The organism is Sphingomonas sp. R86520, assembly GCF_042466285.1.
Classification (GTDB): Bacteria; Pseudomonadota; Alphaproteobacteria; order Sphingomonadales; family Sphingomonadaceae; genus Sphingomonas.
Map to the genome: position 1 here is coordinate 2,711,631 of NZ_JAXHBZ010000001.1, position 22,543 is coordinate 2,734,173.

A 22,543-nucleotide genomic window follows, 5' to 3' on the forward strand; every position below is an offset into this window, starting at 1 on the left:
GACGAACGTCATTACTTAGCACGCTAATGACTTCCCCCCGTGCAATCCTCGAGTCGTCCTACGCCCGCACCCTCCTGCCGCTCGCGCGGTTGTGGCGGCAGGCGGCGGATCGTGCGCTCAGCGACATGAACGTGTCGGCGTCGGTCGGCTGGGCGCTGGTCCAGGTCGGGCGGCTCGGCGACGATGTCCGCCAGACCGATCTCGCGAACGAACTCGACGTCACCGGTGCATCTTTGGTCCGCTCGATCGACCAGATGGTGGCCGCCGACCTGGTCGAGCGCCGCCGCGATCCCGCCGATGCGCGCGTCAGCCGCATTCGACTAACGCCGCACGGCCGGGCGTTGGTGACGACGATCGAGGCGAAGTTCGGTACGCTACGGCACGCGATGCTCGACGATGTTCCCGACGAGGATCTCGCGACCGCCTTGTGCGTCGCCGAACGGCTCGGCGCGCGATTCATGGCGGATCGCGCGCGATGAGCCTCACACGGTTCGGTGCGAAGGAGGCGCTCTTCTCGGTCAAATGCCTGATCGCGGCGCTGCTCGCTTATTATATTGCGCTACGGATCGGCCTTACCCGACCCTATTGGGCGGTGACGACGTCGTATATCGTGGCGCAACCGCTGGCAGGCGCGGTGCTGTCGAAGGCGGTGTTCCGCGTCCTGGGTACGGTGCTCGGCGCTGCCGCGGCGGTGGTCCTGGTGCCCAACCTGGTCAACGCCCCCGAACTCCTGTCGCTGAGCCTCGCGCTGTGGCTCGGCCTGTGCCTGTACATCTCGCTGCTCGACCGTACGCCGCGCGCGTACGTGTTCCTGCTGGCGGGCTATACCGCCAGCATCATCGGCTTTCCGTCGGTCGCGGCCCCTGATGCGATCTTCACGACTGCGGCGCTTCGCGTGCAGGAGATCACGATCGGCATCCTGTGCGGGAGCCTCGTCCACGGCTTCGTGTTCCCGCAGACGGTAACCGCGACGCTGCTCACGCGGATCGATGCGATTCTCAGCGATGCCGAGCGCTGGTCGCGCGACTCGCTGGCGGGCGCGTCGGATGCTGCACTCGACCGCGATCGGCGACGGCTCGCGCTCGACATTAACGAGCTGCATCAGCTGTCCATCCACCTGCCGTTCGACACCGCGCGGCTCCTGCCGCGCGTCCGCACGTTGCGCGCCTTGCAGGCCGAGCTGTCGATGCTGTTGCCGCTGGCGAGCGCGGTCGACGACCGCATCGTCGAGCTGTTGCGCGGCGCCGACGCGCCCCGGCCCGAGGCGCTCACGTTGATCGAGGACGTCCGGGAGTGGCTACGCGCTCCTCAGCCGTTGGCCGAACGCGGCGACACCGCCGACGCGCTGATCGCACGTGCGCGGGCGCTGGAGCCGGCGGTCGACGACACGCTGCTCTGGCGCGACGCGTTGCGCCTCAGCCTGCTGGCGCGGCTCGCCGAACTGATCGACGCGCACCGCAATGCGCGCGACCTGCGCGATCAGATGCGGTCGCCGTCGCGCACGCCGGTGACGCCTGCGGTGGCCGGGTTGCTCGCCCGCACCGCCAAGCGGCCGCTGCACCGTGACCGCGGCATCGCGCTAAGAGCCGCTGCAGGCACGATCGCGACTATCCTGCTCGGTTGCATGTTCTGGATCGGCACCGGCTGGGCTGATGGCGCAGGCGCGGTGCTGATCGCGGGCGTGTGCTGCGCGCTGTTCGGCAACAGTGACGACCCGGCGCCAGCGATCATGGCGTTCTTCTACGGCACGATCCTCGGCCTGGCCGTCGCGGCGTTTTATGCCTTCGCGATTCTGCCGCGCGTGACCGATTTCGTGACGCTGGCGGCGGTGCTGGCCCCGGCGATGCTGATCGGGGGGGTATTTCTCTCCCGACCGGGGACGATGCTCGTGACGCTCGGCGCGCTCCTCGGCGGGCTCAACACGGTGGGGCTCAACGACCGGTACGGCGGTGGTTTCGACACGTTCCTCAACGGTGGCATCTCGCAGTTGGTCGGCACGTTGTTCGCGGTCGTGACCGTCGGGTTGTTCCAGACGATCGGCGCGGACACCAGCGCGCGGCGGCTGATTCGCGCAGGCTGGCGCGAACTGGCACAGCGCGCGGAGGCCCCCGGCCGCCCCGATGCACAGGCCTGGGTCGCGCGGATGCTCGACCGGATCGGCCTGCTCGCCCCCCGCCTCGCGCTCCAGGGCGAGGATCCGGGCAAGCCGCTGCTTGATGCGCTGACCGATCTGCGCGTCGGCGTTTCGGTCGGCGAGCTGCGGCAGATGCGGCTGGATGGCAGCACGGACGAGGCGACGATGATCGCCCCCGTACTGCGCGGGATCGGCGCGCATTACCGTGCGCTTCGGCCCAACGAGCCCGTACCGCCCGAACCCGACCTGCTCGCCGGGATCGACGCGGCGATGGCCCGTTTCGCCGCCAGCACGCCCGATCGTCGCCGCACCGGCGTGCTCGCGTTGACCTCGCTGCGCCGCAACCTGTTCCCCGCAGCGCCAGCCTATGGGCTCATTTCCGGAGTGGCGGCATGACCGGCGAAATCTCGATCGGCGGCGTTTACCTGCCGAGTATCCTGCTGCTCGCGGTCGCCGCAGTCGTTCTTACCGCCATTGCCACGCGACTGCTCGCGTTCGCCGGCGCCTATCGAGCGGTAACGTATCGACCGCTCGTCGACCTCGCGTTGTTCTTCCTCATCCTCGGGCTGCTCGCCCTGCTCACCGGACCTTCCGCATGAACCCCCGTCTCAAGTCCTTGCTCGCCCCGCTCGGCCGATCCGCCGTCACCCTGATCATCGTCGCGCTCGCGGTGCTGGTCGCGCTGTGGCTGTGGCGCCGGTACGAGACGGACCCGTGGACGCGCGACGGGCATATCCGCGCCGACATCGTCCGCGTGACGCCCGACGTCGCTGGCCTCGTCACGCAGGTGGCTGTCCACGACAACCAGGCCGTGAAGCCCGGCGACATCTTGTTCGTGGTCGATCGCCCGCGGTTCGAACTCACGCTGGCGCAGTCCGACGCGTCGATCGCGAGCGCCCGTGCGACGCTGTTGCAGGCGCGGCGCGAGGCGCAGCGCGATCTGGCGCTCGGCGATCTGGTGGCGAAGGAAACGCACGAGCAGAACGTCGCACGTGTCGCCACCGCGTCGGCCGCGCTCGCCCAAGCGCAGAGCGCACGCTCGACGGCCGCGCTGAACCTTGCGCGCACGACGGTGCGCGCGACCGTGCACGGGATCGTCACCAACCTCGATCTCCACCCGGGCGATTACATCGCGATGGGCGCGCAGGCGATGGCGCTGGTCGACACCGATTCGCTCCGCGTCGAAGGCTATTTCGAGGAAACCAAGCTTGGCGCCATCCATCTCGGCGACCCGGTGATCGTCCACCTGATGGGCGAACCGCGCGCACTGCACGGGCGGGTCGACAGCATTGCCGCCGGTATCAACGACAGCGAGCGGACCAATACGACCAACCTGCTGCCCAACGTCAACCCGACGTTCAACTGGGTCCGCCTCGCGCAGCGCATTCCGGTGCGCGTGAAGCTGGTGCAGGTGCCCAAGGGCGTGTCGCTGATCGTCGGCCGCACCGCGACCGTGACGGTCGAGCCAAGGGTGGCTCAGCCGGGGGTGGCTCAGCCAGGGGTGGTTCAGCCAGGGGCGGCGACGTGATGCGCCGGATTGCGAGCAGGGCAGCGCCGATCGCACTGCTATCGCTCATCCTCGCCGCGTGCACCACGGCCGGTCCGAACTACGCGCTGCCCGATCGGGCTGCCGTGAACATACCGTCTGCGCAGGGCAAGTTCGACAGCGGCAGCGAGACGGCGTTCGTCGACGCCCCGCTGCCGGACCATTGGTGGCAGCTCTATGGCGACGCGCGGCTCGACGGGTTCGTGACCGAGGCGCTTGCCGCCAACACCGACCTGCGCGCGGCCGACGCCAATTTGCGGCGTGCCGATGCGGTGGTCGCCGAAGTCGCGGCGGGTCGCACCCTGTCGACCGCGTTGTCCGGCGGTACGTCGGTCGACCGGCCCTATACGTCCGGCGGCAACCTTCCCGGCACGCTCGATTACAATCTCGGCATCTCGCTCGCCTACCCGCTCGACCTGTCCGGCCGGATCCGCCGCGGGATCGAAGCTGCACAGGGCGACGCCGGGGCGGTCGCCGCCGCACGCGACAATGTCCGCGTGACCGTCGCGGCCGAGACCGCGCGCAGCTATGCCGCCGCGTGTACCGCCAACATGGTGCTTGCTGCCAACAACCGCGTGCTCGCGCTGCAACGCCAGACGCTCGGCGTAACGCAGCGACTGCAACGCGGCGGGCGCGGCACGGCGTTCGACGTGACACGCGCCAGGACCGCCGTCGACCAGAGCGAAGCGTTGATTCCCGCGCAGATCGCGACGCGCACCGCCGCGCTGTACCGGCTCGCCACGCTGATGGGCCGCGCACCTGCCGACTACCCGAAGGACGTGGCTGCCTGCGCGAAGCCGCCCACCCTCTCCCGCCCGCTGCCGATCGGCGACGGCAGCGCGTTGATCCGCCGCCGCCCTGACATTCGCGGCGCAGAACGCACGCTCGCCGCCGCGACCGCACGAATCGGGGTGGCGACCGCTAACCTTTATCCGCAAGTCAGCCTAGGCGGCTCGGCCGGGTTCACCGGACCGGCCTCGTCGCTCGGCTCCGGTAACGCGTTTCACATCGGGCTCGGGCCACTGATCAGCTGGAGCTTCCCCAACCGGATCGTCGTCCGTGCGCAGATCGCACAGGCCGGCGCGACGGCCGATCAGGCCCTCGCGCAGTTCGACTCGACCACGCTCGAGGCACTCCGCCAGACCGAGACCGCGCTGTCCGCCTATGCCCGCGAAGGCGATCGCAACGCCGCCCTCTCCCGCGCGCAGGCGAGCGCTGCGACCGCCGCCAACCAGGCCGGTACGCTCTACCGCTTCGGCCGCACCGACTTCCTGTCGCTGCTGACCGCGCAGGCTGCGCTGACGACGGCGCAGGCGAACCTTGCCGCGTCCGACGCGCTGCTGATCGATCGCCAGGTCGACGTGTTCAAGGCGCTTGGCGGGGGGTGGCAGGCATGAGGTTGCGCCGGCGCGGGCTCGCGTCGATCAACAGCGAGATCCGCGACGGCATCATGCCCGCCGCCGATACCATATCGCGCGTTGCCCGTGATATCGGCGCGCCCATTCATACGCCGCGCAACTACCGCATCACGGCGCTGATCATCGCCTGCGCGTTGTTCATGGAGCAGATGGACTCGACGGTGCTGGCGACCGCACTGCCGACGATGGCGCGCGATTTCGGCGTGCCGGCGACCAGCATGAGTTCGGCGCTGACCTCGTATCTGCTGGCGCTCGCGATCTTCATTCCCGCCAGCGGCCGGCTCGCCGACAAGTTCGGCTCGCGCACCATATTCCGCGCGGCGATCCTGATCTTCGTCGGTGGATCGATGCTCTGTGGTCAGGCGACCAGCCTGCCGTTCATGATGGGCGCGCGCTTCCTGCAAGGGCTCGGCGGCGCGATGATGATCCCGATCGGCCGCCTCGTCCTCCTGCGCAGCGTCGCGAAGGAGGACCTCGTCCAGGCGATGTCGTGGCTGATCATGCCGGCGCTGATCGGTCCGATCCTGGGGCCCCCGGTCGGCGGTGCGATCGTCACGTATCTCGACTGGCGCTGGATCTTCTACCTCAACGTGCCGATCGGCCTGCTCGGGGTGGTGCTGGTGACGCGCTACATCGGCGAGGTGCGTGAGGACAAACCGGCGAAGTTCGACGTCCCCGGCTTCATCCTGTCGGGCGTGTCGCTCGGCTGCCTGTTGTTCGGCTTCGAGATGACCAGCCGGACCGGCGAACTGACGCGCGCGATTCTGCTGATCGCGGTCGGGCTGGTCGCGGGCGTTGCGTATATCCGCCATGCGAAGCACCGCAGCGACCCGATCCTCGACCTGTCGCTGATGCGTATTCCGACGTTTCGCCTATCGGTGATCGGCGGATCGCTGACCCGCATCACGCAGGGCGCGCAGCCGTTCCTGCTGCCGATGATGCTGCAGTTGGGCTTCGGCATGACGGCGGCGGCGAGCGGGGCGATTACCATTGCAGGCGCGATCGGATCGTTGGCCATGAAGGGTCTCGCCCCGCGTGTGCTCAAGCGTTTCGGGTTTCGGAACAGCCTGATCGTCGGCGGTCTCTGTGCGAGTTCGGGCTATGCGGTTGCCGGGCTATTTCGTCCCGATTGGCCGATCCCGGCGATCTTCGGCGTGCTGATGGTCTCGGGCTTCTTCATGTCGTTCCAGTTCTCGGCCTACAACACGATCGCGTATGACGAGATTCCGTCGTCGCGGATGAGCAGCGCGACGAGCTTCTACGCCACGTTCCAGCAGCTTATGCTGTCGCTCGGCATCTGCGTCGGCGCCGCATCGCTGCATGTCGGGATGCTTGGAACGGGGAGCACGCGTCCTGCGCTGGCGGACTTCACGCTGGCGTTTTTGGTCGTGACGGCGGTGTCGGCATCGGCAACCATCTGGAACCGCCGGTTCGCGGTGGAAGCGGGCGCGGACCTGAGCGGCCACCGGTCCTGATAGCCGCGCCTGCCCAGGGCGAATTCTCAGCCGCCATGGGCCGGTAATGACGGGCGCGAAAGCACCGACACATGCTCGCCTGGCTCGACGAACATGCCGCGCGACAATGCCCAGCGCCCCGCCTTCTCACTGGCCGTCAGCATCGCGAGGACCGGACTGAGCAGAAAACCCAGCGTCACCGGTGCGAGCCACGCCGCCGTGATCGGCGCGAACGGCGTGACGAACAGCAACGCGACACCCACCCCTACATGCCACCGATAGCGCGGCATGACGTCCCGCAGCGACAACCCGTGCGCGTCGCGGTTCTGAGGCGCCCAGCCGGACTTCCGCCCCACCAGGATGCCAGCGAGATCGATCGTCTGCGTCAACGCGATCACCGGCGCGGACAGCATGGAGAACGGGACGTCCACCAGCACCGATCGCACGATCCCGCGCCGTCCGCCAAAGCCCGCCCGCCGCTCGGCGTTCGACATTGCCCAGATCACGCTGAGAATCTTGGGCCCGAACAGCAGCAACAGCGTGACGGTCAACACCTGTAGCGAGGTTTGCGCCTCGAGCATGTTCGTCTCGCCGATCAGCGCCTGCATCACGCTCGTCGCGATCATCAGCAGCCATACGGGCGAGGTGATGAATGCCGAGGCCCCCATCAGCAATTGCAGCCGGTTGATCCAGTGGAAGCCGGACGCGCCGAGCAAGCTCAGATGCTGGATATTCCCCTGCGCCCAGCGCCGATCGCGCACCGCGGCGTCGATCAGCGTCGGCGGATATTCCTCGAACGTCTCTTCGGTCATCAGCATGTGCACGCGCCAGCCGCGCCGTCGGAGCAACGCCGCCTCGACCATGTCGTGGCTCATGATCACGCCACCGAACGGCGCGCGACCGGGGAGGTCCGGCAGACCGCAGCTCGACGCAAACGCCTCGATCCGGATCAGCGCGTTGTGTCCCCAGAAGGTCGCTTCCGAGCCCGACCACCAGACCAGGCCGGCGGTGGAGATCGGGCCGTAGAGGCGGCTGGCGAACTGCATCCAGCGTTGAAAGAACGTCACGCCGTTGATGACCGCGGGCACGGTCTGGAGCAGCGCCACCGCCGGCCGCCGTTCGAGCACCTGCGCCATGCCGATGATCGTGTTGCCGCCCATCAGGCTGTCCGCATCGAGCATCAGCATGTAGCGATAGCCACCGCCGAACCGCCGGATCCACTCTGCGACATTGCCGGGTTTGCGACCGACGTTCACGGTGCGCCGACGGTAATAGAGCGCGCAGTCGAGCGTTGGTGCCAGCGCCGCCCATGCCGCGACCTCGGTTACTTCCGCCGCATCGCTGGAGTCGCTCAGGATGAAGAAGTCGAACCGGTCGGCGACCCCGCCATCGGCGATTGCGCGTGCCATCCACGCGATCCGCTCGAACACCGCGTCGATGTCCTCGTTGTGCACCGGCATCAGGATCGCGGTGCGCCCCCCGAGCGGCTCCGACTGGCGCGGCGTCGGCACGAAGCCTGGATGACTCCCGCTGATCAACAATGCGAAGCCGATTGCCGCGTTCATGAATCCGAACGCGATCCAGGCGAACAACGGGAAGAACAGCATCAACAGCATTCCGTCCCACAGACTGAATCCGTCGGACAGGAGCGTCTCCTGCATCGACGACGACGCTGCGGTGGCCAGCAGGCCGGTCATCAGCACCAGGATGATCCGGCGTGCGAGCATATCGTCCGACGACACGACCCTGCCGGGCCCCGGTTCCGGCGCGGACCATGGTGGAGGCGGGCCGTCGAACCGTTGTGCCGGCATTGCGATCGGCGTCTCGCCGGGCATCATGGCAGGGAGCGCCGACATCAGAAGACCGGCGTCAGGACGGTTTCGCTGAGGGCTCGATTACTGCGCGTGAGGAACAGCCTGACGTCGGCAGGGCCCTGCGCGTCCGGAGCGACGTCTGCCGTAACCCGCCAGCGGTTTTTCTGGCCGACAACGGGATAGGCGGCGTTCGCCAGCACCTTGCCGCGAACCACGTCGATCTTTGCGCTAACGCCGCTCTGCCGGTCGAGCCCGGCCAAACCTTCGCCGACGAAATCAACGACGATTTTGCGCGCGCCCTTCACCGGTTCGGCGCCCGGTCTGCCGGCGATGCCCTGCCAGCAGTCCACGACGTGCGCTGCGGCTGCGACCGTCGGGTCGGTCGATGTCCAGCTGAGCGTATAGTCGAACTGCAGGCGCTGACCTGCTTTTGCAGGCGCCGCGGGCATCCAGAACGAGACGATGTTGTCCACCGTCTCGCTTGTGGTCGGAAAGGCGTACAGCATCACAGCGCCCTTGCCCCAATCGCCCTGTGGCTCGATCCAGAGGTTCGGGCGACGGTCGTAGAACGCGCCGTCATCCTGGTAATGATCGAAGTTCCGATCGCGCTGGATCAGGCCAAAGCCTTTCGGTGCCTGGTCCACAAAACTGTCGAGCGTGTCGTGCGGCGGGTTGTTCAGCGGGCGCCAGATGCGTTCGCCCGTGCCGGTGAAAAGTGCGAGGCCGTCCGAATCGTGAATCTCGGGACGCCAGTCGACCGCGGCGGCGCGGTTGCCTTCGCCGTACCAGAACATGCTCGTCGCAGGCGCGATGCCGAGCCGTTCGATGTCGCGGCGGACGTTGAGCACGGACGAGACCCGCTGCTCGACGCCCGCGCCGGCGACGTGGCGCGACTGGATGCGGTAGGCGCCGGTGACGCTGGCGCCGTCCATCAGCGCATAGATGGTGTACGCGTCCGCGCCGGTCCGCTCGATCCAGAATTCGGTGAAGTCGGGAAATTCCTCGCGGCCGGGCAGCCCGGTGTTGATCGCAAGCCCGCGCGCGGACAGGCCATATTGGTCCTGCGCGCCGGCGGTCCGGAAATAGGAGGCTCCCTGGAACGCCATCCAGTCGCTGGTCCCGCCCGGCGCCATCGCCCGGAAACCGGCGATGCCGAGCGCGGCGGCGTGACCTTCTTCGGCCTCGAACAGGTCGCGCGAGAACTCGATGCGACGCGCCTGACCGGCCTCGACGACGTTGATCGCTACCGGCATCGGCGCATAGCGACCGAGCGGGAACAGGCGGATCCCGCCGGCGAGCGTCTTGTCCGCGCGGAAGCGGATGCTGCCGACCTTGTCGTAATCGATCGCCTCGGCGGCGGCGACCTTGGCGGGCGCGCTGTACGGCTTGGTCGCGAGCGTCGCGGCGCGCGCCTGCAGCGCCTCCCACGAGAACGGCTCGGCCTTGCCGGGCACCGTGCGCATCGCAGCGGCGGCCTGCGGGAGAACACCCAACAGACCCAGCGCGGTAACTACTTCGCGTCGACCGATCATGCAGAGCGCTCCCTCGTCGTCATTATGCTGCAATGCGGTAGCATAGGCACACGTTCCACGCGCGTCGACACGCCCCGGCTAGGGCGCGGCCCGTCGCGCCGCGCGTTGCCAGCGGGCGCTGATCCTGACCGGGTCGTGGATATGGCCGCCGACGACCACCAGTACCGCGCCGGCACTCACGCACAGGAAGCCGATCGTGGCGAGCAGGAACGCCAGCGCGCCGGTCTGCGGGTAAAGGCGGGCGAGTGTGTGGATCGCGGTGGCGGCGATCGCCAGCGACAGGATGCCGCTTACACGGAGACTGAGATCGGTGCGGAGGCGGCGAGCGTCGGTCATGCGACACGTCAGCTATCGCCTGCCGCATAAGCGTTCGAGATTGGTTTTGAGGGGGAGCCATAGTGTTGGCGTAGTGCGCAACTCCGTCATCCCGGCGAAAGCCGGGACCTCGCGCGGCAGGGGCGACGCGTCGCTGGAGACCCCAGCTTTCGCTGGGGTGACAGTTTGGCGCTAAGGTGACTGCATGGGTTGGGCTTTATTACAGGCGAACCGACCGCTTCCTCGTTCTCCCGCGAAGGCGGGAGCCAGTCTGGATCCCCGCCTTCGCGGGGAAACATACTATCCTCCGGGCTCAGGCGTCGACCAGCAGCCGGTATCCAATCCCGAGTTCGTTCGCGATGACCGTGCCGACTCCCCCCGTCCCTTCCAGCTTCTGGCGGAGGTTGCGCACGACAATGCGGAGATATTCGATCCGGCGGTCGTGATCGGTCGGCCACGCGGCCTCGAGTATCCGCTGATGCGTCACCACCCGGCCCGGATGCGCCGCCAACGCCGACAGCACGTCGAACTCCTTCCGCGTCAGATGCGCCTCTTCGTTCCCGCGCCGGACAAGGCGGTGTTCGAAGTCGATCTCCACCCCGTGCGCGCGCAGGACCGTGGGCCGAGACGTCGCCTCCCCTCGACCGCGCAGCGCGACTCGAAGGCGGGCAAGCAGTTCCTCGGTATCGAACGGCTTGGTGACATAATCCTCGGCCCCGAGATCGAGCGCAGCGACCTTCTGGTCGGTCGCCTCGCGTGCAGACACGACGAGGATGATCGGATCGCCGAGCTTCTTCAGCAGCGGCACCAGTTCAAGCCCGTCGCGATCAGGCAGCCCGAGGTCGAGCAATACCGCGGTCAACGGCCGGCTCGCCGCGATGCGCAACGCCTCACGCGCGTCGACCGCTTCCTCGACACCGTACCCCGCACGCTCCAGTGTGTTCTTCAACAACCGCCGGATGTGCAGTTCGTCGTCGACGATCAGGACCGTCTGCGCGCTCATAGATTCGCTCCATCGGTGTCGCGGACGAGCAGGGCCACGGGAAAGCACAAACTGAACTGCGCGCCGGTCAGGTCTTCGCGGTTGCTGGCTTCGACGGTCATGCCCATCGCTTCGGCGAACGCCTTGACGATCGCAAGCCCGAGGCCGGTCCCGCCGATCGCGCGGTCGGAGCCTTCGAGGCGGCGGAACGTCTCGAACACCTCCTTCTCGCGGCCGGGGGGCAAGCCCGGCCCGTGGTCGATGACCGACAGCCGCAGCATCCCGAACCGGTGTTCCGCGCGCACGACGATCGGCGTGCCGGGGTCGGCATAGCGCCCCGCATTGTCGAGCAGGTTGAGCAGGCAATGGTGGAGCAGTTGCGGATCGACGCGGACCAAAGGCAGGTTCGGGGCGACGTCGAGTTCGATCGCATGACCCTCGAGCACGCGCTTCGTATCGTGCACCGCGCCCGCGACCGCGTCGGTGAGGTCGGTCGGTTCGAGCCGCAACCGGAGCGCGCCCGCCTCGACCCGCGCCATGTCGAGCAGGTTGCCGACGAACCGGTTGAGCCGCGCCGCCTCGGTCTCGATCGTGTCGATCAGCTCGGGCGTGACGCCGCGGTGTAGTTCCGCCGCCGCCGCCATCACTGACGTCAGCGGCGTGCGCAGATCGTGGCTGACCGACGACAGCAACGCCTGCCGCAACCGATCGCGTTCGCGCACCGCGTCGACATCGCGCATCTCGACCTCCAGCCGCGCGCGTTCGAGCACGAGGGAGGCCTGGTCGACGAGGCTCATGAGCAACGGCAACTGGTCCGATCGTACCGGATCGCCCCCCGCCTCACGCGCGAGGCCGAGCACCGCCAGCGTCCGCTCGCCCGATCGCAATGGCTGGAAGAACCACTCCGACGCCGCCAGCGTGCTCGACCCGCGGCCCGCCGGAGCGCCGCTGTCATAGGCCCATTGCGCGGCGGCCATCTCCATCGTCTCGAGCCGGTAATCCGCGCCGTTCGCCGCCTGCACCGCGAGACCAGTATCCTCCGCGACGAGGATCACCGCCCGCACGCCGAACAGCCGTCCGATCTCCTCGCAGATGGCGCGGGCGAGCGCGACCGGGTCGTTGAGCGAGGTCAGTTGCTGCAGGAATCCGGCTAGTGCTGCGTTGGTGCGCGCGCTGGCGGCGGCGATGTCGGCCTGCGCGCGGACCCGTGAGGTGAGCTGGCTGGTCACGAAGGCAATGCCCAGCAGCACGAGGATCGAGATCACATTCTCGGGATTATTGATCGTCAGCGTGCCGGTCGGCGGCAAGAAGAAGAAATTGTACGCGAACGACGAGGCGATCCCGGCGAACAGCCCGGTGCGCAGGCCGAACAGGCTCGCCGCGGCCATCACCGGCAACAAGTACAGCAGCGCGACGTTGCCGAGGTTGAGGATGTGGAACAGCGCGCTCGCCACGCCGGTGACACTCGCCACCATCGCCGTCGTCCAGGCGTAGCCCGCCTTACTGCCCCATCCGCCTGTCCGCACGCGCGTGCCGCGGGGCGCGGTGGGCGGGTCCATTGGGAGGACATGGACGGCGATCCCCGGCGTCTCGCGGACCATCTGGTCGACGACCGAGCCGTGGCGGAGTTCGAACCAGCGCGAGCGGGTCGACTTGCCGACCACCAGCTGCGTCGCGCGCGCCTCGGTCGTGAAGGTCTTCAAGCCGTCGACCACCGACGTCGCGGGGACGGTCGCGACGTCGCCGCCGAGCTGGGTCGCGAGGTTGAAGACCGCGGCGAGCTGGCGGTGCTCGGGCTCGCCGAAGGTCTGCGCGCGGGGGGTTTCGATGTATACTGCGGTCCAGGGCGCGTGCATCGCGTCGGCGATCCGCTTGGTGGCGCGGACGAGGCCGAGCGCGCCGGGGAGTTCGCTGATCGCGACGACGATCCGCTCGCCGCCCGCCCAGGTGCCGCCGACGCCTAATGCGCGGACGTGTTCGAGCATCTGCGCATCGACGGCTTGTGCGGCGCGACGGAGCGCGAGTTCGCGCAGAGCCGACAGGTTCGATTTGGAGAAGAAATGCGCGAGCGCTCGCGTGGCTTCGTGGGGAAGGTAGACCTTGCCCGCCTTCAGCCGCTCGATCAGTTCGTCGGGCGGAATGTCGACGACTTCGATCTCGGCGGCCTCGACGATGCTGTCGGGGACGGTCTCGCGGACGCGGACGCGGGTGAACGAGGCGACGACGTCGTTGAGGCTCTCGATGTGCTGGATGTTGATCGTCGAATAGACGTCGATGCCCGCGGCGAGCAGTTCCTCGACGTCCTGGTAGCGTTTGGGGTGGCGGCTGCCGGGCGCGTTGGTATGCGCGAGTTCGTCGACTAGGACGAGCGTCGGCGCGCGCTCCAGGATGGCGTCGAGGTCCATCTCGTCGAGCGTGCGGCCTTCGTACGGGATCGCTCTGCGCGGGACGATCTCGTGGCCTCTGGTGAGCGCTTCGGTTTCGACGCGACCGTGCGTCTCGACCACGCCAATGACGACATCGACGCCCGCGCGGCGACGTTCAGCGCCCTCGGAGAGCATCTCGTAGGTTTTCCCCACACCGGGAGCGGCGCCGAGGAAGATCTTCAAACGGCCGCGACCCTCCTGCGACGCCTGTCGCAGAAGGGCCTCGGGTGATGGCCGCGTGTCGTCGTTCAACGCGTTGCGTCGAGGGCGCGGTTGAGGGCGAGGACGTTGATGCGCGGCTCGCCGAGGATGCCGAGCAGCGGACCGTCGACGTTGGCGGTGACCAGCGCGCGGACCTTGTCGGCGGGCAGACCGCGGGTGCGGGCGACGCGGGCGACCTGTGCATAGGCCGAGGCCGGCGACAGGTCGGGATCGAGACCCGAACCCGAGGCGGTGGCGAGATCGGCCGGGAGTGGCCCGGTCACGCCTTCCGCGCGGCGCTTGGCGACGTCGGCCTTGGTGCGATCGACCAACGCCTGGCTGGTCGGGCCGTAGTTCGAGCCCGACGAGGCCAGGCCGTCATAGCCCTTGCCGGCGGCGGAGGGGCGCGTCTGGAAATAGCGATCGGTGGTGAACGCCTGGCCGACGACGGTCGAGCCGATCGCCTTGCCGTTGGCCATGACGAGGCTGCCATTGGCTTGGCTGGGGAAGATGGCCTGTCCGATCCCGGTCATGGCGAGGGGATAGACGATCCCGAGCAGCAGCGCGAACAGGATCGTCATGACGAACGCCGGGCGAAGGGCGGAGGTGAAATCGGAGGTCATTGGATGCTTCCTTCTGCCGTAACGCGAGCTTGTGCCGCGCCCCCGGCTTGTGCCGCACCGCCTGCTTCTGCCGTCACCCCAGCGAAAGCTGGGGTATCGTGCCGCGCACGGCGCACTTTGCGGAGGGAGACCTCAGCTTTCGCTGGGGTGACGGGGTGGAGTGGGGCGGTGGCGGCGGTGAGGCCCCGCTGGGAACACGTTGCACGTTGCGACCATCCACCCAGCACCTCCCCGGCGAAGGCCGGGGTCCAATTGGGCAACGTCGCCAACTGCGGGTGAGCGTCGTTACTGCGACCTCTCCACTTGGGCCCCGGCCTTCGCCGGGGTGGTGCTGGCTCGTGGTGCAACGGAGCGTGAGCTGACGACGGGCTAGGCTTGGTCATCATGCCAGCCCCAAGGCACCGACCAGAAGGTCGATCAGCTTGATCCCGACGAACGGCGCGATCAGCCCCCCCAGACCGTACACCGCCAGGTTCCGCGCCAGCAGGGGCCCCGCCGCCATCGGCTTGTACGCCACACCCTTGAGCGCGAGCGGCACCAGCATCGGGATGATGATCGCGTTGAAGATGATCGCCGACAGGATCGCACTTTCGGGCGAGCCCAGCCGCATCACGTTCAGCACGCCGAGCCCAGGATAGAGCGCGACGAACATCGCCGGGATGATCGCGAAATACTTGGCCACGTCGTTCGCCACCGAGAAGGTCGTCAGCGCACCGCGGGTCATCAGGAGTTGCTTCCCGAGGCCGACGATCTCGATCAGCTTGGTCGGATCGCTGTCGAGGTCGACAATGTTGCCGGCCTCGCGCGCCGCCTGCGTGCCGGTGTTCATCGCCACGCCGACGTCGGCTTGAGCCAAAGCCGGTGCGTCATTGGTGCCGTCGCCGCACATCGCGACCAGACGTCCGCCCTGCTGTTCCTTGCGGATCAGGTCGAGCTTGTCCTCTGGCGTCGCCTGCGCGAGGAAATCGTCGACGCCGGCTTCGGCCGCGATCGCGGCGGCGGTGAGCGGGTTGTCGCCGGTGATCATCACCGTGCGGATGCCCATCGCGCGCAGCTCGCCGAAACGCTCGCGGATACCGGCCTTCACGACGTCCTTGAGGAAGATCGCGCCGAGCAACCGGCCATCGCGTGCGACTGCCAGCGGCGTGCCGCCGGCGCGGGCGATCTCGTCGGTAATCCGGCGCAGTTCGGTGGCGGCGGCGGTTGCCCCTGCCCCCGGATTGGCCTTCAGGATCGAGTCCACGGCGCCCTTCTGGATCAGCGAGCCGCCGACGATCACGCCCGAGATTCGCGTCTGCGCCGTGAACGGGATGACCTCCGCATCGCCCGGCAGTGCGCTGGTCGTCACGCCGAATTTTTCGCGCGCGAGGACGACGATCGAGCGGCCCTCGGGCGTTTCGTCGGCGAGGCTGGCGAGCAACGCCGCTTCGGCCAGGTCCTCGTCACGCGTGCCGCCGACCGAGCGGAACTCACTCGCCTGGCGATCGCCGATCGTGATCGTGCCGGTCTTGTCGAGCAGCAGCACGTCGATATCGCCCGCCGCCTCGACCGCACGCCCCGACTTGGCCAGCACGTTGAAGCGCACCAGACGATCCATCCCCGCGATCCCGATCGCCGACAGCAACGCGGCGATCGTCGTCGGGATCAGCGTGATCAGCAGCGCGGCCAGGATCGCGACCGGCACGCGGCCACCCGCATAGCTCGCGAAACCCGGAATAGTGCCGACCGCGATCAGGAAGATGATCGTCAGCCCGACGAGCAGCAACGTCAGCGCGATCTCGTTCGGCGTCTTCTGCCGCTCGGCGCCCTCGACCAACGCGATCATGCGGTCGAGAAAGCCTTCGCCGGGGTTGGCGGTGACCTTCACGCGGATCTCGTCGGAGATGACGCGCGTGCCCGCGGTCACCGCCGAGCGATCGCCGCCGGCCTCGCGGATCACCGGCGCGCTTTCGCCGGTGATCGCGGCTTCGTTGACCGAGGCGACGCCCCAGACGACTTCGCCATCCGCGGGGATCAGGTCGCTCATCGTCACCAGGACGATGTCGCCCGCGCGGAGCATGCTGGCGGGGACGGACTCGACCTGGTCGCCCTTCATGCGGCGGGCGGTCAGTTCGGCCTTGGTCGCGCGGAGCGACGCGGCCTGCGCCTTGCCGCGCCCTTCGGCGAGTGCTTCGGCGAAGGTACCGAACAGCACCGTCAGCCACAGCCAGATCACCAGCTGGATCTTGAAGCCGACCGAGAGCCCGTCGCCGCCGACGTTGACGAGGATCGTCAACAGCGTGGCGACACAGGCGGTGACGAACATCACCGGGTTGCGGATCAACTGCCGCGGATCGAGCTTGCGGAAAGCGTCGCCGATCGCGGGAACGATCAAGTCGGCTGTGAACAGCGACTTGGTAGGGGTGCGTGCCATTTTGGCTTGTCCCGTCAGAAGGTTTTGCCGCTGATCATCGCGAGATGATCGGCGATGGGACCGAGCGCGAGGCTCGGCAGGAAGGTCAGGCCACCGATGATCAGGATGATCCCGACCAGCAGGCCGACCCACAGGCCACCCGTCGTCGGGAACGAGCCTGCGCTCTCCGGCGTGTACTTCTTGGCGGCGAGACCGCCGGCGATGGCGAGCATCGGCACGATGATGAAGAAGCGGCCAAGCCACATCGCGACGCCCAGCAGACCGTTGTAATACGGCGTGTTGGCGGTGAGCCCGGCGAACGCCGACCCGTTGTTACCGACCGCGCTGGTGAAAGCGTAGAGGATCTCGGTGAACCCATGCGGACCCTTGTTGAGCGGCCCCGCAAGCCCGTCCGGCAGCACGGCGCTGAGCGCGGTGAAGCCCAGGATGACGAGCGGCAGGATGGCGATCGCCAGCACCGCCAGTTTCACTTCTCGCGATTCGATCTTCTTGCCGACATATTCGGGCGTGCGGCCGACCATCAAGCCTGCGACGAACACGGCCAGGATGGCGAACAGCAGGAAGCCGTAGATGCCCGCGCCGACCCCGCCGATGACGACTTCGCCGAGCTGGATGTTGAGCAACGGGATCATGCCGCCCAGCGCCGTGAAGCTGTCGTGCATGCTGTTGACCGCACCGCACGACGCGGCAGTGGTGACGACCGAGAACAGGGCCGATGCGGCGATCCCGAAGCGGACCTCCTTGCCTTCCATGTTGCCGCCCGCCACGCCGATGTTGTGCAGGATCGGGTTGCCCGCGGCTTCCTGCCAATAGGTGACGGTGACGCCGGCGAGGAACAGCACGAGCATCGCCGAGAGGATCGCCCAGCCCTGTTTGGTGTTGCCGACGGCTTTGCCGAACGTCCAGGTCAGGCCGAAGCCGATCAGGAATATCGACAGCATCTGCACGAGGTTGACGAGCGCGGTCGGGTTCTCGAACGGATGCGCCGAGTTCGCGTTGAAGAAGCCGCCACCATTGGTGCCGAGCATCTTGATCGCTTCCTGGCTCGCCACGGGCCCGAGCGTCAGCGTCTGCTTGAGCCCTTCGAGCGTGGTGATGTCGACTGTGCCGGCCATCGTCTGCGGCACGCCGCTGGCGATGTAGAAGAGCGTCACGACGATGCAGATCGGCAGCAGCACGTACAGCGTGACGCGCGTCATGTCGGCCCAGAAATTGCCGATCGTCGCACTCGACCTGCGCGCGAACCCGCGGAACAGCGCGAACGCCAGCGCGATGCCGGTGGCCGCCGACAGGAAGTTGTGGATCGTCAGGCCGAACATCTGGCTGAAGTTCGACACGGTGGATTCGCCACCATAGCTCTGCCAGTTGGTGTTCGTCGTGAAGCTGATCGCGGTGTTGAACGCGAGATGGGGGCTGAGCCCCGCCAAGCCCTGCGGATTGCCGGGTAGGACACCCTGCAGACGCAGCACCGCGTAGGTCAGCGCCATCAGCATCGCGTTGAACATGATCATGTGCAGCGCGTAACGGCGCCAGCCCTGCTCCTGTTTCGGGTCGATGCCGCTGAGCTTGTAGAAGCCGGTCTCGACGGGGCCGAGGATCGCGTGAATCGGCGTGCGGCGGCCTTCGTACAAGGCGAACAGCCACAGGCCGACCGGTTTGGTCAACGCCAGCAGGATGCCGACGAAGCCCAGGATGAGGATCCATCCTTCGAATGTCATGAGGACGCGCTCCTAAAAGCGTTCGGGACGGATGAGCACCGCCACGAGGTAAAACAGCAGCCCAAGCGCGACGATCGCGGCGAGCCAGAGGTCGAGGGTCATGATGGTGTCCTCATGGGCTCAGGCGTTGTCGCACAGGCGGACATAGGCCAGCGTCGCCGCCACCAGTCCGACCATGAACGCTATCCAGAGTAGATCCTGCATCGGTCGATCCTTCAGAAGGCGGCGGTGAGCGAGGCGACGATCGTGCCGTCGGCGATCGATCCGGTTCCGTCCTGGCCGCGGCTGAAGCTAGGCTGGAGATACGCAGCACTGCGACGCGTGATGTCGGTGTCGACATAGCTCACGTTCAGCGTCAGATTTTTATACGTAGTGTCCGCACCGAGCGACCAATCCCAATAGTCGCCGGTCGGCGCCGCACTGGTCGCGTTGGGGCCGAGGCCGTCATTGCCCCAGCTATGGCCGATATGCGCCTTCGCGGTGACCGGCGTTCCGGGAAGCGCGAACGCGCCGTCGCCGGTCAGGTAGAGATTGTCGGTCTTGGCGCCGGGGTTGGTGTAGACACCCGCCGCCGCATCGGCGCCGGTGCGATACCATTTGCCGAGTGCCTGCTGCTTCGGCGCATAGAAGGCGCTCGCGGTCAGCGTCGCCGGGCCGGTCGTGCCGCTGAGCTTCAAATAGGGCTCGGCGTAATCGGTCTTCGAGGCGCCGCCCGGATACATGTACCAGGTCAGGCCGACGTCGATCGTCGCGTTGTCCGCGAGCTTGTGCTTGTAGCCGCCGATCAGGTCGAGTTCCATGTTCGAGCCGCCGAACGTGCCCCAGCCCGACAGGTTCGATCCCCAAGCGCCGACATACACGCCGCTCTCGTGCGCGATCGTCAGCCCGCCCTGGATCGCGCCGTCCTTGTCCGACTGCGACACGCCGCGCAGGCGGTAGTCGGTCGCGAGCGTGACGGAACCGGAGATGGTTACCGGAGACGGCGGCGCGGTGTCCTGTGCGAACGCAGGCGTGGCGATACCGGCGAGAAGTCCGGCGGCGGCGGCGAAACGAAGAATGTGCATTGCGGTCCCCATGCGCGTGCCGCCGGAAGGATGGCGGTTCGCGAGGACTGGCAATTAGGCTCTGGCGACGTAGCAATTCGAGATCGATTGCCGGGCCGGAGCATATGTTTCGCGTAGTATTGTCGAATTATCGACGGCTACCGTACTGGCCGAGATGCACCACCCCGGCGGAGGCCGGGGCCCAGGTGGAAAGGTCGCTGTGACGAAGCGCACCCGCCGATAGAATCGTTGCCCAACTGGGCCCCGGCCTCCGCCGGGGTGATGCCTGCCCAGTGCCGATCGGCATTACCGACTTACTATCCGGTGCGGCGAAGGATCATCCAGCCGGCGATGCCCGACAGGATCGAGCCGGCGAATACGCCGACCTTCACCGCGTCCATTGCGTGCGGTGCGCCGGCGAAGGCGAGGCCGCCGATGAACAGACTCATCGTGAAGCCGATCCCGCACAGCACCGCCATGCCGTACACCTGCGTCCAGCTCGCGTTCTTGGGTGCCTCGGCCAGCCGGAACGTCACGAGCCCACGGATCGTCGCGAAGATACCGATCTGCTTGCCGAGGAACAGCCCCAGCATGATCCCGACCGGCAGCGGCGCGATCACGTCCGCCGCCACCATCCCGCCGAACGCGATGCCGGCATTGGCAAACCCGAACGCCGGCACGATCAGGAAGCTCGACCACGGCTGGAGCGCGTGTTCGAGACGTTTGAGCGGCGGCTGGCCGTCCCCGGTCCGCAGCGGAATCGTCAACGCGACCGCCACGCCCGCGAGCGTCGCATGCACACCCGACAACAAGACGCCGTACCAGATGCCGACACCGATCAGCAGATACGGCACCAGCGAGCGCACGCCCGACAGGTTCAGGACGACGAGCACGCCGAGCCCCGCACCCGCTGCGAGCAACGGCAGCAAAGCGATGTGGCCGGTGTAGAACACCGCGATGACGAGGATCGCGAGCAGGTCGTCGATCACCGCGATCGCCGTCAGCAATATCTTCAACGAGGTCGGCACGCGCGACCCGAGCAAGGCCAGGATGCCGAGCGCGAACGCGATGTCGGTCGCCGCCGGGATCGCCCAGCCGCGCAGATTGGCGGGCGTGCCCATGTTGACGAGCACATAGAGGGCCGCCGGGACCGCCATGCCCGCGAGCGCCGCCGCACCGGGCATGATGCGCTCGCCCCAGGTCGAGAGATGCCCCGAGACGAACTCGCTCTTCACCTCCAACCCGATCAGCAGGAAGAACAAGGCCATCGCGCCGTCGTCGATCCAGTGGTGGACGCTCATCCCGCCGACCGTGTGGTGCAGTGTCGCGAAGTAGGTTGGCGCGAGCGGTGAGTTCGCGACGATCAGTGCCGCTACCGCCGCCGCGAGCAGCACGATGGCTCCCGCCGCCTCGCCCGAGAAAAAGCGCCGGATCGCGGTCAAAGACCTTCGCCGCCGACCCATTGCGCGTTGGACAGGCGCCGCGCGAGATCCCAGCTCTGGACGCGGATATCGGGCACCGCGACCACCTCCCACAGCCCGCCACGAGTCATCGGCCCGATGCAGTGGATCCGGTCATCCGGCGTGCCGTCGGCGCGGATCGCGCGCGACTGCGCATCGACGTCGACGCCGAGCCGCAACGGATCGGGCCGGATCGCCCCCGCCGCGAGCAGGTGCTTCACGAGCGGCTCCTCCGAGCGCAACAGGTCGCCCTGCGGCCCGGTGCAATTGACGATCCGCGCGGCACGCGTGACGACCGGATCGGTCTCGCCGCGAGGCCGCCACGTCAGCCTCGCCTGCGTCCCGTCGGCGTCGGCGGACACGATCTTGCCCGCCGCGAAGGTCAGCCGCCCGGTCGCAACGAGCGCCTCGACCCGGTCGGCAACGGCTGGTGCGAGCCGGTGGCGGTGGACGTCCCAATACGGGCGTAGATGGCGAAGGAAGCGTCCGCGCACCTCCTGCGACGCCGCCGCCCACAGCATCTGCGTGACCGGACGAAGCTCGTCGACTGCGCAACGCCAGCCCTCCGTCGCGGCACGAGCGCGGACATGGCGGACGAGGTCGGTCAGCCCGCCCTGCGGTTTGTCCGAAACCCCGCGGTGCGCCGGCGCGCCATCGACATGCCGTCGCGGCGACAAGCCGCGTCGCGACATCGCCAGGATATTTCCGACGAACCCCTGCGCATCGAGCAGCAACGCCGCGTCGATCGCGGTCAGCCCGGTCCCGACCAGCACGACGGTATCGTCCGCACCCAGCCCCTCGGCGAGGTTCGCAGCCCAGGGGTCCGCGTAATAGACACCGGCCGGCAGCGCCTCCGGCTTCAATCCCGGCGGCGTGTGCGGCGGCAGATTGCCGAGCGCGAGCACCGCGGTGTCGGCCGCGATCTTGCGCCCATCCGCCATCGTCAGCGTCACCCCGTCGCGTTCGACCGGATCGATCGCGCAGACCTCGCCCTCGACATGCACCAGCCGGCCATCCGATTCCGCGATCGCCGCATCGAGCAGTTCGCGCAGGTACGCGCCATAGGTCGTGCGGGGCACGAAGGTCTTGCGGTCGCCCTTGCCGTGCGCCTCGAGCCAGCGGACGAAGTGATCGGGGTCGTCGGGCAACGCGCTCATGTTCCCCGCGCGGACGTTCAACAGATGATCCGGGTGGGCCGCACTATAGGCCACGCCGCGCGCGAGCTGGCGGTCGCGCCGCTCGATCAGCGTGACGCGGGGTCCGTCATGCCGGATCAGGTTGACCGCGAACAGCGCGCCCGAAAATCCGCCGCCCACGACGACGACGTGATCCTCGGGGCCCGCGATGCGCGGCATTGTTGGTCGTTCGTCCATCTGTTCGCTCACCCATTGGCTGCGCACGCCATGCCTTATCGGCGGCAGCTAGCCTACCCCTTTGCCACGCAGCATCCGTCCCGGCCTCACG

At 67.8% G+C, this 22,543-nt stretch carries 18 protein-coding genes; 6 read left to right on the top strand and 12 right to left on the bottom strand.

Annotated features, from left to right (window positions below; translation table 11 throughout):
* The first annotated feature begins 26 nt into the window (after positions 1-26).
* From SJY41_RS12315 to SJY41_RS12340, 6 genes are read left to right on the top strand one after another with little or no spacing between them, the layout of a single operon-like run.
* Positions 27-479, top strand: coding sequence for a MarR family winged helix-turn-helix transcriptional regulator (locus tag SJY41_RS12315; protein WP_380782089.1), 453 nt, complete (start codon positions 27-29; stop codon positions 477-479).
* Positions 476-2,530 (top strand): FUSC family protein, encoded by a 2,055-nt coding sequence (locus SJY41_RS12320; protein ID WP_380782091.1) that lies wholly within the window; start codon positions 476-478, stop codon positions 2,528-2,530. Before SJY41_RS12315 ends, SJY41_RS12320 begins: the two co-directional genes overlap by 4 nt.
* The gene (locus tag SJY41_RS12325; protein ID WP_380782093.1) at positions 2,527-2,733 is read left to right on the top strand and encodes a DUF1656 domain-containing protein; all 207 of its coding nucleotides are present in this window, start codon (positions 2,527-2,529) and stop codon (positions 2,731-2,733) included. The genes SJY41_RS12320 and SJY41_RS12325 overlap by 4 nt, the downstream gene beginning before the upstream one ends.
* Positions 2,730-3,662, top strand: coding sequence for a biotin/lipoyl-binding protein (locus SJY41_RS12330; RefSeq protein ID WP_380782094.1), 933 nt, complete (start codon positions 2,730-2,732; stop codon positions 3,660-3,662). Before SJY41_RS12325 ends, SJY41_RS12330 begins: the two co-directional genes overlap by 4 nt.
* Complete coding sequence (locus SJY41_RS12335; protein WP_380784138.1) at positions 3,662-5,077, top strand: efflux transporter outer membrane subunit; 1,416 nt, start codon at positions 3,662-3,664, stop codon at positions 5,075-5,077. Before SJY41_RS12330 ends, SJY41_RS12335 begins: the two co-directional genes overlap by 1 nt.
* Positions 5,074-6,573 carry a DHA2 family efflux MFS transporter permease subunit gene (locus SJY41_RS12340; protein ID WP_380782096.1) on the top strand — a complete coding sequence of 500 codons (1,500 nt, stop codon included), beginning with the start codon at positions 5,074-5,076 and terminating at the stop codon, positions 6,571-6,573. The genes SJY41_RS12335 and SJY41_RS12340 overlap by 4 nt, the downstream gene beginning before the upstream one ends.
* Before the next feature lie 26 nt (positions 6,574-6,599).
* Here SJY41_RS12340 and mdoH read toward each other — a convergent pair whose 3' ends face one another.
* The 12 genes from mdoH to SJY41_RS12400 form a co-directional block, all read right to left on the bottom strand.
* Complete coding sequence (mdoH, locus tag SJY41_RS12345) at positions 6,600-8,408, bottom strand: glucans biosynthesis glucosyltransferase MdoH (protein WP_380782098.1); 1,809 nt, start codon at positions 8,406-8,408, stop codon at positions 6,600-6,602.
* Positions 8,408-9,898 carry a glucan biosynthesis protein gene (locus tag SJY41_RS12350; RefSeq protein ID WP_380782100.1) on the bottom strand — a complete coding sequence of 497 codons (1,491 nt, stop codon included), beginning with the start codon at positions 9,896-9,898 and terminating at the stop codon, positions 8,408-8,410. Before SJY41_RS12350 ends, mdoH begins: the two co-directional genes overlap by 1 nt.
* Before the next feature lie 78 nt (positions 9,899-9,976).
* A complete protein-coding gene (locus tag SJY41_RS12355) occupies positions 9,977-10,234 on the bottom strand; it encodes a hypothetical protein (RefSeq protein ID WP_380782102.1) in 258 nt (85 codons plus the stop codon).
* 292 nt (positions 10,235-10,526) lie between these two features.
* Positions 10,527-11,216, bottom strand: coding sequence for a response regulator transcription factor (locus tag SJY41_RS12360; RefSeq protein WP_380782104.1), 690 nt, complete (start codon positions 11,214-11,216; stop codon positions 10,527-10,529).
* Entirely contained in the window at positions 11,213-13,873 is a 2,661-nt protein-coding gene (locus SJY41_RS12365; RefSeq protein WP_380782106.1) for a DUF4118 domain-containing protein, read from the bottom strand. Before SJY41_RS12365 ends, SJY41_RS12360 begins: the two co-directional genes overlap by 4 nt.
* On the bottom strand, positions 13,870-14,445 hold the full coding sequence (gene kdpC, locus SJY41_RS12370) for a potassium-transporting ATPase subunit KdpC (RefSeq protein ID WP_380782108.1): 576 nt from the start codon (positions 14,443-14,445) through the stop codon (positions 13,870-13,872). The genes SJY41_RS12365 and kdpC overlap by 4 nt, the downstream gene beginning before the upstream one ends.
* Positions 14,446-14,827: 382 nt before the next feature.
* Positions 14,828-16,858, bottom strand: a complete 2,031-nt coding sequence (gene kdpB, locus SJY41_RS12375) for a potassium-transporting ATPase subunit KdpB (protein ID WP_380782110.1) — start codon at positions 16,856-16,858, stop codon at positions 14,828-14,830.
* Between the two features lie 14 nt (positions 16,859-16,872).
* Positions 16,873-18,576 (bottom strand): potassium-transporting ATPase subunit KdpA, encoded by a 1,704-nt coding sequence (kdpA, locus tag SJY41_RS12380; RefSeq protein ID WP_380782112.1) that lies wholly within the window; start codon positions 18,574-18,576, stop codon positions 16,873-16,875.
* A 12-nt stretch (positions 18,577-18,588) separates the two neighbouring features.
* The gene (kdpF, locus tag SJY41_RS12385) at positions 18,589-18,678 is read right to left on the bottom strand and encodes a K(+)-transporting ATPase subunit F (RefSeq protein WP_055875324.1); all 90 of its coding nucleotides are present in this window, start codon (positions 18,676-18,678) and stop codon (positions 18,589-18,591) included.
* Between the two features lie 113 nt (positions 18,679-18,791).
* Positions 18,792-19,640 (bottom strand): TorF family putative porin, encoded by an 849-nt coding sequence (locus tag SJY41_RS12390; RefSeq protein ID WP_380782114.1) that lies wholly within the window; start codon positions 19,638-19,640, stop codon positions 18,792-18,794.
* Between the two features lie 296 nt (positions 19,641-19,936).
* Positions 19,937-21,061, bottom strand: a complete 1,125-nt coding sequence (nhaA, locus tag SJY41_RS12395) for a Na+/H+ antiporter NhaA (RefSeq protein ID WP_380782116.1) — start codon at positions 21,059-21,061, stop codon at positions 19,937-19,939.
* Positions 21,058-22,434, bottom strand: coding sequence for an FAD/NAD(P)-binding protein (locus SJY41_RS12400; RefSeq protein ID WP_380782118.1), 1,377 nt, complete (start codon positions 22,432-22,434; stop codon positions 21,058-21,060). Before SJY41_RS12400 ends, nhaA begins: the two co-directional genes overlap by 4 nt.
* Positions 22,435-22,543: the final 109 nt, after the last annotated feature.

Excerpts from the sequence above, each read along its gene's own strand:
- SJY41_RS12315 (WP_380782089.1), top strand. The coding sequence starts at position 27 with ATGACTTCCCCCCGTGCAATCCTCGAGTCGTCCTACGCCCGCACCCTC.
- SJY41_RS12320 (WP_380782091.1), top strand. The coding sequence starts at position 476 with ATGAGCCTCACACGGTTCGGTGCGAAGGAGGCGCTCTTCTCGGTCAAA.
- SJY41_RS12325 (WP_380782093.1), top strand. The coding sequence starts at position 2,527 with ATGACCGGCGAAATCTCGATCGGCGGCGTTTACCTGCCGAGTATCCTG.
- SJY41_RS12330 (WP_380782094.1), top strand. The coding sequence starts at position 2,730 with ATGAACCCCCGTCTCAAGTCCTTGCTCGCCCCGCTCGGCCGATCCGCC.
- SJY41_RS12335 (WP_380784138.1), top strand. The coding sequence starts at position 3,662 with ATGCGCCGGATTGCGAGCAGGGCAGCGCCGATCGCACTGCTATCGCTC.
- SJY41_RS12340 (WP_380782096.1), top strand. The coding sequence starts at position 5,074 with ATGAGGTTGCGCCGGCGCGGGCTCGCGTCGATCAACAGCGAGATCCGC.
- mdoH (WP_380782098.1), bottom strand. The coding sequence starts at position 8,408 with ATGTCGGCGCTCCCTGCCATGATGCCCGGCGAGACGCCGATCGCAATG.
- SJY41_RS12350 (WP_380782100.1), bottom strand. The coding sequence starts at position 9,898 with ATGATCGGTCGACGCGAAGTAGTTACCGCGCTGGGTCTGTTGGGTGTT.
- SJY41_RS12355 (WP_380782102.1), bottom strand. The coding sequence starts at position 10,234 with ATGACCGACGCTCGCCGCCTCCGCACCGATCTCAGTCTCCGTGTAAGC.
- SJY41_RS12360 (WP_380782104.1), bottom strand. The coding sequence starts at position 11,216 with ATGAGCGCGCAGACGGTCCTGATCGTCGACGACGAACTGCACATCCGG.
- kdpC (WP_380782108.1), bottom strand. The coding sequence starts at position 14,445 with ATGACCTCCGATTTCACCTCCGCCCTTCGCCCGGCGTTCGTCATGACG.
- kdpB (WP_380782110.1), bottom strand. The coding sequence starts at position 16,858 with ATGGCACGCACCCCTACCAAGTCGCTGTTCACAGCCGACTTGATCGTT.
- kdpA (WP_380782112.1), bottom strand. The coding sequence starts at position 18,576 with ATGACATTCGAAGGATGGATCCTCATCCTGGGCTTCGTCGGCATCCTG.
- kdpF (WP_055875324.1), bottom strand. The coding sequence starts at position 18,678 with ATGACCCTCGACCTCTGGCTCGCCGCGATCGTCGCGCTTGGGCTGCTG.
- SJY41_RS12390 (WP_380782114.1), bottom strand. The coding sequence starts at position 19,640 with ATGCACATTCTTCGTTTCGCCGCCGCCGCCGGACTTCTCGCCGGTATC.
- SJY41_RS12400 (WP_380782118.1), bottom strand. The coding sequence starts at position 22,434 with ATGCCGCGCATCGCGGGCCCCGAGGATCACGTCGTCGTCGTGGGCGGC.